The 13236-nt window shown below is 67.3% G+C and carries 12 protein-coding genes and 2 tRNA genes; 3 read left to right on the top strand and 11 right to left on the bottom strand.

Features of this window, described 5'->3' with window-relative positions:
- Positions 1–20: 20 nt before the first annotated feature.
- Positions 21–887 (bottom strand): hypothetical protein, encoded by an 867-nt coding sequence (locus tag HUA78_RS39765; RefSeq protein WP_174478593.1) that lies wholly within the window; start codon positions 885–887, stop codon positions 21–23.
- Between the two features lie 230 nt (positions 888–1117).
- Positions 1118–3016 carry a molecular chaperone DnaK gene (gene dnaK, locus HUA78_RS39760; protein ID WP_174458610.1) on the bottom strand — a complete coding sequence of 633 codons (1899 nt, stop codon included), beginning with the start codon at positions 3014–3016 and terminating at the stop codon, positions 1118–1120.
- A gap of 396 nt (positions 3017–3412) precedes the next feature.
- Between dnaK and HUA78_RS39755 the strand changes: the two genes are divergently transcribed.
- On the top strand, positions 3413–4507 hold the full coding sequence (locus HUA78_RS39755) for a diacylglycerol kinase family protein (protein ID WP_141648839.1): 1095 nt from the start codon (positions 3413–3415) through the stop codon (positions 4505–4507).
- A gap of 53 nt (positions 4508–4560) precedes the next feature.
- On the opposite strand, the gene HUA78_RS39750 is transcribed toward HUA78_RS39755, so the two are convergent.
- From HUA78_RS39750 to greB, 5 genes are all read right to left on the bottom strand, one after another.
- A complete protein-coding gene (locus HUA78_RS39750) occupies positions 4561–5322 on the bottom strand; it encodes a cyclopropane-fatty-acyl-phospholipid synthase family protein (protein WP_174462644.1) in 762 nt (253 codons plus the stop codon).
- Positions 5323–5408: 86 nt separating this feature from the next.
- On the bottom strand, positions 5409–5714 hold the full coding sequence (locus HUA78_RS39745) for a YbeD family protein (protein WP_141648841.1): 306 nt from the start codon (positions 5712–5714) through the stop codon (positions 5409–5411).
- 33 nt (positions 5715–5747) lie between these two features.
- Entirely contained in the window at positions 5748–7067 is a 1320-nt protein-coding gene (locus HUA78_RS39740) for a PhoH family protein (RefSeq protein ID WP_141648842.1), read from the bottom strand.
- A gap of 157 nt (positions 7068–7224) precedes the next feature.
- Entirely contained in the window at positions 7225–8172 is a 948-nt protein-coding gene (locus tag HUA78_RS39735; RefSeq protein ID WP_141648843.1) for a deacetylase, read from the bottom strand.
- Between the two features lie 8 nt (positions 8173–8180).
- Complete coding sequence (gene greB, locus HUA78_RS39730) at positions 8181–8720, bottom strand: transcription elongation factor GreB (RefSeq protein ID WP_174458608.1); 540 nt, start codon at positions 8718–8720, stop codon at positions 8181–8183.
- Between the two features lie 193 nt (positions 8721–8913).
- Between greB and HUA78_RS39725 the strand changes: the two genes are divergently transcribed.
- A tRNA-Lys gene (locus HUA78_RS39725) sits at positions 8914–8986 on the top strand.
- A 13-nt stretch (positions 8987–8999) separates the two neighbouring features.
- A tRNA-Glu gene (locus HUA78_RS39720) sits at positions 9000–9072 on the top strand.
- Positions 9073–9225: 153 nt separating this feature from the next.
- Here the strand turns inward: HUA78_RS39720 and HUA78_RS47900 are convergent.
- The 4 genes from HUA78_RS47900 to HUA78_RS39700 all read right to left on the bottom strand — a co-directional run bounded on the left by HUA78_RS47900 (position 9226) and on the right by HUA78_RS39700 (position 13107).
- Positions 9226–9594, bottom strand: a complete 369-nt coding sequence (locus tag HUA78_RS47900) for a DUF2019 domain-containing protein (RefSeq protein ID WP_371745780.1) — start codon at positions 9592–9594, stop codon at positions 9226–9228.
- Positions 9594–11051: a hypothetical protein gene (locus tag HUA78_RS39710; protein ID WP_371745775.1), complete on the bottom strand. Its 1458-nt coding sequence runs from the start codon at positions 11049–11051 to the stop codon at positions 9594–9596. The genes HUA78_RS47900 and HUA78_RS39710 overlap by 1 nt, the downstream gene beginning before the upstream one ends.
- Before the next feature lie 46 nt (positions 11052–11097).
- Positions 11098–12528: a hypothetical protein gene (locus HUA78_RS39705; RefSeq protein ID WP_174478591.1), complete on the bottom strand. Its 1431-nt coding sequence runs from the start codon at positions 12526–12528 to the stop codon at positions 11098–11100.
- A gap of 120 nt (positions 12529–12648) precedes the next feature.
- Positions 12649–13107 (bottom strand): hypothetical protein, encoded by a 459-nt coding sequence (locus HUA78_RS39700; protein WP_174478590.1) that lies wholly within the window; start codon positions 13105–13107, stop codon positions 12649–12651.
- Between the last annotated feature and the right edge of the window lie 129 nt (positions 13108–13236).

Here is a 13236-nt window from a genome sequence, read left to right as displayed (position 1 = left end):
CTCCAACCCTCGGTTCTATGTCAGCGTGAGACGAGCGTGTCATGCAGATGCGAATGTACGCCGCGCCAGATGTCATGCTGCCGTTCGATGGGGTCCATCAGCATGAGGCCCACCGCCGTCGCGGGTGAGCTGCCCTGGAAGGCCGAGTACTGGCGCAGTCGCGTTCCACCCTCCCCGTCGTCCTCGAAGACGAAGCGGTTCGTCCCCCGCAGAGGGTGCCCGTCCAGGGTGGTGATGTGCACGGTGTTCGTCTCCGCCTCCAACCGGAACGAAACCGGGGCCCAGACAGGAGGAGGCCCCTTCTCTTCCAGGAACACCTTCGCCCCATCCGTCAGCGCGATGGTGGATGGCTGGATGCGGATGCCGGCGGACTCGAACACCGGCCCGGGATTGCGCACGAAGTAGCCCCAGGCCGCCTCGGGAGGGACTCCCGGAAGCGCGCTGGTGTAGTCCGTCAGGGACGTGGGCGCGCCCTGGATGGGAGGGCTGGGCTCCAGGAGCCGCAGGTGCCCCCGTGCATAGGCGTCCACGACGCTGCCGCCCTTCATCAGCAGGCTCGCGGTGGCGGCCTTCGACTGGGCGAGCGTGAAGGCCCCCTGCTTCATCTGCTCCCGCACGTTGCCCGTGGGGCGAGGAGGAAAGGAGCCGCCCACCGCGAAGTCGAAGCCATTCGACTCCCCCATCCTGGGCCCGCAGCGAGGCCCGGGCACGGAGAAGGCTCCAACCGTTCCGGACGGGCCCTGAAAGACCTCCAGCGTGCTGGCCGACGGACTCTTCGTCGGAGACAGCGTGCCGCGGACTGGAGCGGAGTCGAGGGAAGCAGCCGCGGACTCCCCTTCGATGGGCAAGGACGAGGCGGGAGACAGCGGGGACGAGACGCGGGACATGCCAGGCACCTCTCAAGAAGACGTGGAGCCCCAGCCTGTTGCACCTTCGTCACCAGCCCCCACCCCAGTCCCCTCAACCCCTTGCACCCGCCCCAAGTCTCGCCACGCACACGGCCATCCATCCTTTCGGAAGGTCCGCCCCGAGTCCCGCAACGCAGAAGGGCCGGCCCCCCGCGTGTAGCGGGAGCACCGGCCCTCTGCTTCAACACCCGGGCCTCACGGCCCCGGCGTCACGACTGGCGGAACTCGGCGTCCACCACGTCGTCCTTCTTCGCGCCCGGCTGAGCCCCGGGAGCAGCACCCGGAGGCGGCTCGCCACCCGGCGCCCCACCAGTGGCCTTGTACATCTCCTCCGCGGCCTTGTAGCTGGCGGCCTGGAGCTTCTCGAGCGCGGACTTGATGGCGTCCTTGTCCTGGCCCTCGCGCACCTTGTTGAGCTCCGCCACGCTGTCCTCGAGCGCCTTCGCCACGTCCGGAGTGAGCTTCTCCTTGTTCTCCTTGACGAGCTTCTCCGCGGCGTAGGACTGGGCCTCCGCCTGGTTCTTCAGCTCCACCAGTTCGCGGCGCTCCTTGTCGGCCGCCTCGTTCGAGCGGGCGTCGGCGACCATCTTCTCCACCTCGTCCTTCGCGAGACCGGACGAGTGGGTGATGGTGACCTTCTGCTCCTTGCCGGTGGCCTTGTCCTTGGCGTTGACGTTGAGGATGCCGTTGGCGTCAAGGTCGAACGTCACCTCGATCTGCGGCACGCCGCGCGGCGCCGGGGGCAGGCCCGTCAGGTGGAAGCGGCCCAGGCTCCGGTTGTCGTTCGCCATCTCGCGCTCACCCTGGAGCACGTGGATCTCCACCTGCGACTGGCCATCCGCGGCCGTGGAGAACGTCTCCGACTTGCGCGTGGGGATGGTGGTGTTGCGCTCGATGAGCTTGGTCATCACGCCACCCAGCGTCTCCACGCCCAGGCTCAGCGGCGTCACGTCCAGCAGGAGGATGTCCTTCACCTCGCCGGAGAGCACACCCGCCTGCACCGCCGCGCCGACGGCGACGACCTCGTCCGGGTTCACCGAACGGTTCGGCTCCTTGCCGAACAGCCGCTTCACCGCTTCCTGCACCTTCGGGATGCGCGTGGTACCGCCCACGAGCACGACCTCGTTGAGGTCCTTGAGGTCCACGCCCGAGTCCTTCAGGCACTTGCGGCACGGCTCCAGCGAGCGCTCGATGAGGTCATCGATCATCGCCTCGAACTTGGCGCGCGTGAGCTTCAGGTTGAGGTGCTTGGGACCGGTCGCATCCGCCGTGAGGAACGGCAGGTTGATGTCCGTCTCCGTCGCGCTCGACAGCTCGATCTTCGCCTTCTCCGCCGCCTCCTTCAGGCGCTGGAGGACCATCTTGTCCTTGCTGACGTCCAGCCCCGTGTCCTTCTTGAACTCGGAGATCAGCCAGTCCATGATCCGCTGGTCGATGTTGTCACCGCCCAGGTGCGTGTCGCCGTTGGTCGCGAGCACGTCGACCACGCTCTCACCCACCTCCAGGATGGAGATGTCGAACGTGCCGCCGCCGAAGTCGTAGACGGCGATCTTCTCGTCCTTCTTCTTGTCCAGGCCGTACGCGAGCGCCGCGGCGGTCGGCTCGTTCACGATGCGCCGCACCGTGAGGCCCGCGATTTCACCCGCGTCCTTCGTGGCCTGGCGCTGGGCGTCGTTGAAGTACGCGGGGACGGTGATGACCGCCTCCGTCACTTTCTCACCCAGGTAGTTCTCCGCCGCCCGCTTCAGCTTCAGCAGGATCTGCGCGCTGATCTCCGGCGCGCTGTACTGCTTGCCGTCCAACTCGATGCGCGCGTCACCGTTCGGCCCTCGAGCAACCTTGTAAGGGACGAGCTTCGCCTCCTCGGTCACCTCGTCATGCCGCCGGCCCATGAAGCGCTTGCTGGAGTAGATGGTGCGCTCCGGATTGGTGATGGCCTGGCGCTTCGCCACCTGACCAACCAGTCGCTCGCCGTCCTTGGTGAACGCGACGACCGAGGGCGTGATGCGGCTGCCTTCCTCGTTGACGATGACCTTGGGCTCGCGACCCTCCATGATCGCCACCACGCTGTTCGTGGTGCCCAGGTCGATCCCAATAATCTTGCCCACGGTTCGTATCCTCCGGAAATAACTGCGTTTTCTGCGAAAGCTCCTGATGTACGCCCAACGTAACCACCCACCCCCCTGTGTCAAACCGGAGGTGGCGTCGGGCCCTCTGGCACAAGGTGGTGCTCCCGGGTGCGTAGCGCAGTGCGCACGAGGCTGGTTGCCGCGTCACGTCATCGCCACCTTCACGGCACGGGTGCGTAACGCGCTCTACACCGCCGTCACCTCCAGGTAGCAACCGGGCGACCTTTCGAACAGCAACCAACGCTGCAACCCCTTGGAATGACATGCCTGCCCGCCTGCTGACGCCTCGCGTCACCGGTTGGCAATGAAAGTGCACATTGCGGCGACGCGTCGATGTCGGGTTCCCCCACCCGCACCTACCCTGGAGCCATCCTCATGTTGGTTCAGCCCCTGCGCTCTCCGGACCTCCGCCGCTCCCCGTCGGCGGACGTATCCGCTGAACCGAAGGTCGCGGTGCTCCTCAACGCCAATGCCCGGAAGGTGGACGCCCGGGTGGTGAAGTCGCTGTCGCACGTGGTGCCGGAGCAGGACCTGTTCCTCTCCCGCTCGCAGTTGGACGGCCGCCGCATCGCCCAGACGGTGCTGGAGCGCGGCTATCCCCTGGTCTTCACGGGCGGCGGCGACGGCACGTTCATGGGCTTCGTGAACGAGGTCCTCCAGTTGGTCGGCCCCCGAGGCCGCTTCGCCGGTCAGCAGGCGCCCCGCTTCGGCATCCTCAAGCTGGGCACGGGCAACGGTATCGCCGCCCACGTCAACGCCTCCGGCACCCGGGGCGACGGAATCCTCAACGACGTGCTGCGCGCCCGCACCGGTGAAGTCCCGGGCTTCCGCCCAATGGACCTCCTGATGGTGGATGGGCAGCGCGCGCCCTTCGCGGGGCTGGGCGTGGATGGCAAGGTGCTCAACGACTACATCTGGGTGAAGGAGAACCTGGGCAAGGGTCTCCTCAAGAGCGTGCTGTCCGGCAGCGGTGGCTACTTCTCCGCGGTGGCCTGCAAGACGGTGCCGCACTACCTGACGAACTCCACCTGGGTGGAGTGCGAGGTCGTCAACGGGCAGGCCGGCGAGGCGTACCGCCTGGGCGCGGACGGCCAGCCCATGGGCGAGCCGGTGGCCCCTGGCGAGCTGCTCTTCCGGGGCAGGCTGATGATGGCCGCCGCGGGCACCATGCCCTTCTACGGCTATGGCTTCCGCATGTTCCCCTTCGCGTGTGGCCGGCGCGGCTTCATGCAACTGCGGCTGGGCCAGGTGACTCCCACGCAGGTGCTGGCGAACCTGCCCCGCCTCTGGAACGGGCGCTGGTTCCCCGAGGGCCTGCACGACTTCCACGTCCGCGACGCCACCATCCGCTTCGCGCGCCCCATGCCCTTCCAGGTGGGCGGCGACGCGGCCGGATATCGGGATCAGGTGTCGCTGTCCGTGGCGCCCGAGTCCATCGAGCTCGTCGACTTCAACGGCGCGCTGAACTAGCCCGCTGGGCTGGAAGGGGGCGGCCAGATTGCCGCCCTCCCCCGCCTGGCCGACTAGCCCCTGTCGCGTGAAGCCGGGGGCTTCTCGCCCGGCTCCTTGCGGCGTCCCACCACGAAGGCGTAGCTGACCGTGGCCTTGCCGTTGCTCTCGCGGTGCAGCGCCAGTTCCTCGCGCAGCGCGGACGCCTGGGAACCCGACATGGGCTTCAGGCTGGACTCCACCTCTCGGTAGTAGTCGTCGAGTTCCACGTCGTGCAGCGTCTCCGCCGACTCGGGCTCGAATCCGCCCAGCTCCAGCGACTGGAGCAGCTCGCGCGGCAGCAACAGGGGGGCGCCCAGACGGCGCTCCCAGAGCTCGGCGGCGGCCTTGGGGACGACTCGCGCCACCCTCGCGGGGAAGGTCATTCCCAGCCGCCCTCTTCTCGCCAGGAGCGGCCGCAGGGACGACAGCGTCCCGCGCAGGGTGTACAGCACCCGGCCCTGGACGAGGATGGCGTCGAAAGCGCCGTCCGGCAGTCCGAGCGAATCCAGGGCCACGCCGCGCACATCGATGCGGTCCGTCAGCCCTTGATGGCGCACCCGCTCGCGGGCGGAGGAGACCAGGGCCTCGTCCATGTCCGCGGCCAGCACGGTGCAGCCCATCTCCCGGGCGAGCAGCAGCGCCGCGCTGCCATCCGCGCCACACCCGAGCACCAGCACCCGGGCGCCCGGCTCCAGTTGGGCCACCTTGGCGAACCGCCGAGTCACGTCGTCCGAGCTGAACGCGCGCCGGGCGTCCGCGGGGTGGTACAGCGGAAAGGGATCTGCCGGGCTCATGGGCTCCTCATATACCCAACCCCGCCCGGACTTCCAGAGACGGCGCGGGCCCCCCACCCGACAGAGGAGGCCGCGCGCGTCCGGCGTCACAGGTAGTAGACGACGCGCGGGTCCTTTTTCAGCTGTTCGTAGATGGAGCGCCGCTGCTCCTCGGACAGCAGGTACACCGACACGCTGAGGGACAGGTACTTGCCCTTGCTGCTGGGCTGCTCGTGGATGGAGTCCGGAGAGATTTCGGAGCCCATCATCTTCCGGAACAAGTCCCTCACGTGCTCGGCGAAGCCGGGCCCCTGCAGGCCCATCACCTTGAAGGTGTAGACCGCGGGGTACTCGATGAGGGGCTTCTTCTCTCCGTCTTCCGGAGGGGTGTCTCCAGGGCCGTCGTTCGTCATGACACGTCTCTTCGCGCAGGCACCCGCGGGTGCCTAGAGCAGGTTGGCGGCGAGCTCGGCCAGGGCACTGCGCTCGCCCTTGGCCATGGTGATGTGCGCGGCGATCTTCTCGCTCTTGAAGCGATTGACCACGTGCACCAGGCCGTTGTTGGTCGAATCCACATAGGGGTTGTCGATCTGGAACGGATCCCCCGTGAGGATGATCTTCGTGTTGTCACCCACGCGGGTGATGATGGTCTTCACCTCGTGAGGCGTGAGGTTCTGCGCTTCGTCCACGATGATGAACTGGTTGGGGATGCTCCGGCCACGGATGTACGTGAGCGGCTCGATTTCCATCAGCCCCAGGTCCAGCAGTTCGTGATAGCCGCGGCCGGCCTTCTTGTCCGCGCGGCTGAGGTTCATCAGGAACTCCACGTTGTCGAAGATGGGCTGCATCCAGGGGTTGAGCTTCTCCTCGACGCTGCCGGGCAGATAGCCGATGTCCCGCCCCAGGGGGAAGATGGGACGGCTCACCAGGAGCTTCTGGTAGAGGTTCTCCTCCGTCACCTTCTGGAGCCCCGCGGCGATGGCCAGCAGCGTCTTGCCCGTGCCCGCCTTGCCGACGATGGTGACGAGCTTGATGTCGTCGTTGAGCAGCAGGTCCAGGCAGAAGGCCTGCTCCATGTTGCGCGGACGGATGCCCCAGGTGCCTTCCTTGCTCTGACGGAGCAGCGGCACCAGCCGGTTCTTGAGCCCGTGCAGGCGCCCCATGGCGGTGTGTGACGGGTTCGTCTCGTCCTTGAGCAGCACCAGCTGATTGGGGAAGAGCGTGTCCACGTCCGGCAGCTCCACCTCCGCGCCGGGCCTGTACATCTGGTCCACCAGTTCCTTGGGGACGAGCCGCTCGGTGAAGCCCGTGTACAGCTCGGTGATCTCCACCCGCTCGGTGTCGTAGTCCTCGGCGATGAGGCCCAACGCGTCCGCGCGGATGCGCAGGTTGGTGTCCTTGGTGATGAAAACGGCCTGGGTGTCAGGCTCCTGCTCCATCAGGTCGATGGCCACCGCGAGGATGCGGTTGTCCATCAGGTTGCTGTCCGCCATGGACAGCGGCAGGTCGCGGTCCGTGAAGCACACGCGCAAGAGGCCGCCCCTCGGCATGGGCACCCCTTCCTTCAGCGAGCCCTCCGCGCGGAAGGTGTCCAGGTAGCGCGCCACCATGCGGGCGTTGCGCCCGAGTTCGGAGAGATCTCTCTTGAACTGATCAATCTCCTCGATGACGTAGATGGGGATGATGACGTTGTTGTCCTCGAAGCCGTAGATGCTGCGCGGATCATGGAGGAGGACGTTGGTATCGAGGATGAAGTTCTTTCGCATCGTGGGTTCGCGCGACCTGATTGGTTCGGGTGCGACCGCTGGGGACCGTGCGACGTGACTGAGCCTGACGCCCACTCCAATATAGACAGCGGCTCCGACGGAAGCAGCCAGGTTGGCGTCGGGGACGCCGGTTGTTCGAAACCCCACGCCTTGGCGCTCAGTGCGCGAGCACGGGGGCGAGCGGGTCGTACCCCAGCAGCTCCGCCAGCCGCTCGGGGGGCGGCCCCGGGGGCATGCGCTCCCAGGGGAAGCGCTGCTGGAGCGCCTCCTCGTCGAGCGTCACCACCTGTCGCCCCGTCTGCTCGCGCGCTTCGGCCCAGGCCTTGGCGTCGAACGAGCGGATCAGCCGGCGACTGAGCGGCGACAGCATGGGCATGGGGGTGAAGGGGAGCGGCTGCCCTTCCGCGTCGCGCATGCAGCCCAGCTCCACGGCCCACGCGAGCAGCCAGCGAGGGCGCTTGCCGCCAGCGCCGCGCAACGCGAGGAAGCGCCCCTGGGCCGCGCCGTCCACGAAGAGGAAGCGCCGGTCATAGACGCTCGCGGCGGCGAAGGTGGAGGGAGTGAGGGCCAGGGCCTCCGCGCCGATGCGACGGGCCATGAGCATCAAGAGTTCCAACAGGGGCGCGGAGAGCGCGAGCCCGGGGTGGCTCTGCCCTGGCAGCGGCGGGCGGTGCCAGTCAAACGAGCGGCCCGGATTCTGGAGCAGCAGCGCGTCCACATAGAGCAGGGGCGCGGTGGCGAGCGCGTCACCGAGGCCGACCTCGGCGCCGGTGGCCATGCGCAGGGACAGGTCGGCGACGGGGGCGTAGAAGCGGCGGCTCCACAAGACGACCCGGGGGCGGAACGGATCCTCTCCCTGGATGCGCAGTTCGATGGGCCCCACCCGCTCCTCTGCGCGCTGGAACAGGCCGTAGGTGCGCAGGACGCGCTCGAGGCCCTGGTGGCTGTAGGTCCCGAACAGCAGGCCCACGCGGGTCTTCTGGGAGTCGCCCAGGCCCAGGTCCTCGAGGGAGAGTTCCTCGGGGTCGAGCGCGGCCAGGTCCGCCCCGCTCAGGTGCTGATAGATGCGGCGGAAGCGGGGGTTGATGGGGAGCGTCCGAGGCATGGGGCCTCCTAGTCGTAGCGGATGTCGATGACGGTCAGCTCGATTTCGCCCCGGGGGCGGTGCACCTCGACGGAGTCACCCACGCTCTTGCGAAGAAGGGCGCGACCGATGGGGGACTCCACGCTGATGCGACCTCCGGCGGCGTCGATTTCGTCGGACCCGACAATCTGGTACTTCGTGCGTGCTCCGTCCTCGTCCTCCAGGGTGACCGTGGCGCCGAAGTAAACGCGTGCACGGTCGCTCTGTTCAGAAGGCGTGACGATGGTGGCGGTGTCCAGGCGCCTCTGTAGGAAGCGGATGCGGCGGTCGATTTCGCGCAGGCGCTTCTTTCCGTAAATGTACTCGGCGTTCTCGGAGCGGTCCCCCTGGGCGGCGGCGGCGGAGACCTCGGCGGTCACCTTGGGGCGCTCCTCGTTGAGCAGCCGGACGAGCTCCCGGTGCATCCGCTCGGCGCCCGGGCGGGTGAGGTAGCGGCGGAAGGGAGCCTTCTCGTCGCCGTCCTCGGCCTCCGTGTCTTCGTGTTCTTCAGGGGGGAGGTCCTGGGCCATGCCTGCTGTATACAACCGATGACTGACGGCGGCGTGTGGCGGGGCCCCAGGCGTTCACCGGGAGGCGGTGGAAGCGCCGTCAGGATGGGAGACATGCGCTCGCCAGTGGAAAGCGCGAAGGAGTTCGGGTAGGAAGCGCCTGCCTTCGGGCCCAGGCGGGCCGCGCGAGTTTTTTTGAACAAAAGAATAGTGCGAGTCGCTAGCTCAGATGGTAGAGCACCGGCCTTTTAAGCCGAGGGTCGGGGGTTCGATCCCCCCGCGACTCATGTAGGTGGCGACGTCCCCGTCGTCTAGAGGCCCAGGACGCTGGCCTTTCAAGCCGGTAACACGGGTTCGAATCCCGTCGGGGACAAGTAGAAACGCGGGGTTGGACGGTAGCTACCGTCCAACCCCGTTCGTTTTTGGCCGCTCCGTGGCGTTACGCTGGTGTTACGGCGAGCCGGGTAACGCCACCGGCTTCTTCAGGTGAAGCACGCCCCGCCCGCCGAAACCGTACCCTTCACCGTCAGTCAAAACGCAAGTTGCCAGCCCTCCACTCGGAGAGCGTCACCTCTGCATCGAGCCTCGTAACGCCAGGGGGGCCGCTCGCGAGGCGCTCCAGCTCGGCTTCCGCCAACTCGGGAGCAAACTCCAGGACGTGAGATGCTGCCCACGCGCGAACTGCCGGATTGCCACTCCGAATCAACTCCATGAGTGTCGACCGCCCTTCGTCCCCCCTGCCCCTCAGCTCTCGCCAAGCAGTAGCGATCCGTTTGTACTGGGCGTTCGCGGCTCGATGGTTACCCGAAGCCGACGCCCGACCGTGCAAGCTCGCGGCCTCCTCGTACGTCGACTTCAGCTCCTGAATCGAAGCCCGGCTCAGAGATTCCTGCATCACGGAATGACCCCATGGTCACGGAGGACCTTCAGCCCGAATGCCCGCTGACTTGCGAGGGACTGCGAGCTTAGCCACGCACGCACGGTCTTGCCCTGCGAGTAGGCGCGAATGGACGAGTAGAGGGCGCTTATCTGCTGATGGATGGCCACCTCAACCGGAATCAGGTTCTCCGTGTTGTGGATCGCCTTCGGGCCGAACCTCCCCACGTTGCCGTCGGTCTGCTCGACGATGTGATGCCACTCCTTCCCGGGCCCTGCTGGCCCCATCGCCCGCTTGAAGGACTTGAACGACGAGTAGGACTTCACTCCAGTGGGATCCGTGGGCTGCGTCGAACCTGAACTGCCACCCTCCCCTGCTCGCTGAAGGACAATGGCCGCTCCCGGCCCACCACTCAGTACCGCCGCAGCTCGCCCCACCGGCACAGCCACGCGCCCCATGACGAGCGCGCCCTGGGCGGAAAGCGACAACACCGGCACTTCCGCCGTTGCGAGAGTCGCACCTTGCAGCGTGCGCGTCGCGGCTGACGCTGTGCCCCATGTGGCGATGAGGTTCGTCACCAGCTTGGAGACGGCCTGAATCTGCTCGCCCCTCGTCATGTACTGGAAGCGCTCCAGGTACTCGGGCGACGACTCCAGCAACGCCACCACGGCGGCTGGCATCTCCCGAAGTGCCGCGAGGTTGTCGGCTGGCGAGGTCGAGAAGAACTTCCCCACCGCCAGCGCCAACCCGACGAAAGCCTCTTCGGCCCCATCCAGCGTGCGGCTGATGACGTCGGCATCGTCGTGGACGTCCGCGATGGCGAAGCCGTTGACCTCCCGCAGCTCGTCGTCCAGCAACCGGAAGACGCCCGTGCGCCCATTGTAGAAGCGTCCCAGCTCGAAGCCGTGCGCACGGAAGCCCCCATTCCGCCACTCCACCGGGGCCACTCGCTGCTGCGTCCTGCCACTGCCCACCCAGGCTAAGCACCCGTCAGGCCGGAGCACTGCCAGATGCTTGAAGCGCTCCACCCGCTGCACCAGCTCGGCGCGCGACACCTCGCCCGCGCCCAGTACCTCGCGCAGCATGAAGCCCACCGCGACGCGTGCCGGGAACTGCCCCAGCGTCACGTCCCTTCCCAGCAACGCCTCCAAGAGTCGCGCGGCCTGTGCGGACGTGAGCGCGCTGCCCGCTATAGGCCGCTCGTCCCGGTCCTCCAGGCCGGCATCCGTCAGAAGCTTCTCCCAGGCGTCCGCCCCTGCGACCTCACGTGCGGAAGTGCCGCGAGCGTTGCCCATGGCCTCTTGCGCCGCCCCATCGCGCGAGCCCCGACGATGCCGCAAGCGCGAGACATCGTTCGACTCACCGGAGGCCAGGACACGGCGAGGCTCTCCACTCGCGCTCTTTCCGAGGGACACCCCCACCATCCCGCGCGGCGCGAAGCGAAGGGTTCCGCCATGCCCGGGAGAGCGCGACACGGAGGCGCATCCCGTGGCCAGAAGGACCACGGCAAGCAGCAGGGCGTTAGCGCGCATTGTCCACCCCCAGGCCCACCGATGCGAAGGCGCCAGGCCGCAACGTTCCTTCGGTCGTGGGGAACAGCAGCGTGCCGCCCGTCCCGAGCGCGTAGAACTTCCCTCCCAGGAAACGCCAGCGCACTTCCGCCGCTCCCAGGTAGCGAGCCCCCGGCTTCCCAGCTCCGACGGCGAGCCCCTTCAGCGCCACTTCCAAGCTGCGCTCGAAGAGCTGCACCGCCACGCGCCCATCCACGTCGAAGCGGCCCCAGGAGAAGGCTTCCGCCCCCAGCGACAGCTTCAAGTGCTTGTAGAGGCCCCCGTAGCTGACGGCATCCCAGCCCACTTCCGCCTCACCAAAGACGGAGTAGCCCGCCGAGAAGGGGGCATCCGCGAGCGGACCGCCAGCAGGCCCTGCCGCCTGAAAGCGCGCCAGTTCGTAGTCCGGCCCGAAGAAGCCCTGTCGGAAGCCGCCCTGCTGGCGCCGCACCTCCAGTCGCAACACCATGTCCAGCGTCGGAGTCACCGCGTCCGCGCCCACCCCCACCACAGCGCCCCAGGCGCCACCCTCCCCGGGCCTTCCACCCCAGCCCGCGAGGATGTGCGCCTCAAACCCAGGACGAACCAGCACCACCGCCGTGGCGTCCAGGTGCGCCAGCGTCACCGAGGCCGCACCTCCACCAGCACGTCCCCAGTCATGCACCCCGGAGAGCGCCAGCGTGTAGCGCTGCCTTTGCTCAGGCTTGCCGAAGAGAAGGTGCTCCACGTCCAACTCGACTTCCGCCCCCATCAACCGCGCACCCAGCACGTCCGACGCGAATGCTTCTGTGTAGACGGGCCCCATCCGTCCCGTGAGGAAGCCTCCTGCCGGGTGGTAGTTGGGATTGGTGCGGTTGGAGTAGCGCCGGACCAAGTGCCCCGACAACAGGCTGTAGCTGTCGAGCTTGCCGAACCAGATGCCCAACGGCGCGTTGTCCGAGCCCAGCTTAAGACTGCGCACCAGTTGCCCCCAGTCCGAGAGAGTGTCCCAGTCCTCGCGCCGAACGACACCGCTCCCATCGGGCCCCCATAGGCGCAACCGCACCGGAGCCCCGAGGTTGACGCCAAACTCCGGGCCGCGCTCGAAGACGACGGTGGGCTCGACCTGCACGAAACCCTCGTCAGTCCCCACTCCCGCACGGGGCAGCAGAGACCATGCCGACGCCTCGACTCGCAGCAGGGAGGCCCAGCGCGTGGAGGGGTCGACCGAAACGACGTCCGGCACTGATGCGGCTTCGGTCGCTACGCCCTCAAGGGGCAAAGGCTGCGCCGTCCCCTCGGGTGGGAGCAGGTTCACGGCCTCCTCTTCTTCGGGCGGCGGTGGGTCAACAATCTCTTCCGCCCAAGTCACTCCAGGCAGCACCAGCAACAACGCGACAATCCAACCTCGCATCCTTTGCATACACGTCCCCCATGCGCGCCCCGGAATGAGGCACGAAAGACACACGTCTCCCGGTCGGCGCAGCGACTTGCGTCGGGCCGGTGGTGAATCAGCAACAGTGAGTGGAGATAGGTGCCGACGTCAGGCGGTCGGCGGCGCCTTCTCAGCGCGACGAGCACCAGGACGGGGGTCCGTCGTCAGCTCGTCTTCGTTGCGCGCTTCGGGCTGCGTCTCGACTTGGTCGGGGTGGGCACGCCAATCGGCAGGGACGAAGCCGCCCTCGTCGTCGAGAAAGTTCAGCTCCTCCATCCTCTCGCCCGCCTCGGAGAGAGCTTGCTCTACTTCTTTCACCGCATCATTCGGGCCGAAAGGAGGCAGTTCGGCCAGTCGGACGCGCAAGACACGCTCCAACTCGGAGGCTGTCTGGAAGCGCGTCGCGGGGCTGCGCTGAAGTTGCCAGCCGAGAATGGCGCTGAGCCGCTCGGGCAGCCCCTGCATTGCCGCATCTACATCCCCGGGGCGGTACGCCATAGACCAGTGAATGGCGTCCTCCGCGATAGACGTCAGCCCCAAGTCCATGCTTCTGACCGTCGCCTTCAATAAGAGCCTCTATCAAATGTGAGGATAGAGGCTTCGGAAGAGCATGACGCAGCAGCCGAGGACGAGGAAGCCGAAGTGGACGTCGTCCCTGCGCTCGTCACGGACACGGAGCCGACGAAGTTGATTTTT

The sequence above is a fragment of the Myxococcus sp. CA033 genome (assembly GCF_013336625.1).
GTDB lineage: Bacteria > Myxococcota > Myxococcia > Myxococcales > Myxococcaceae > Myxococcus > Myxococcus llanfairpwllgwyngyllgogerychwyrndrobwllllantysiliogogogochensis.
The sequence above is the reverse complement of the archived record's forward strand: the minus strand, read 5'-3'. Positions and strand labels throughout refer to the sequence as shown.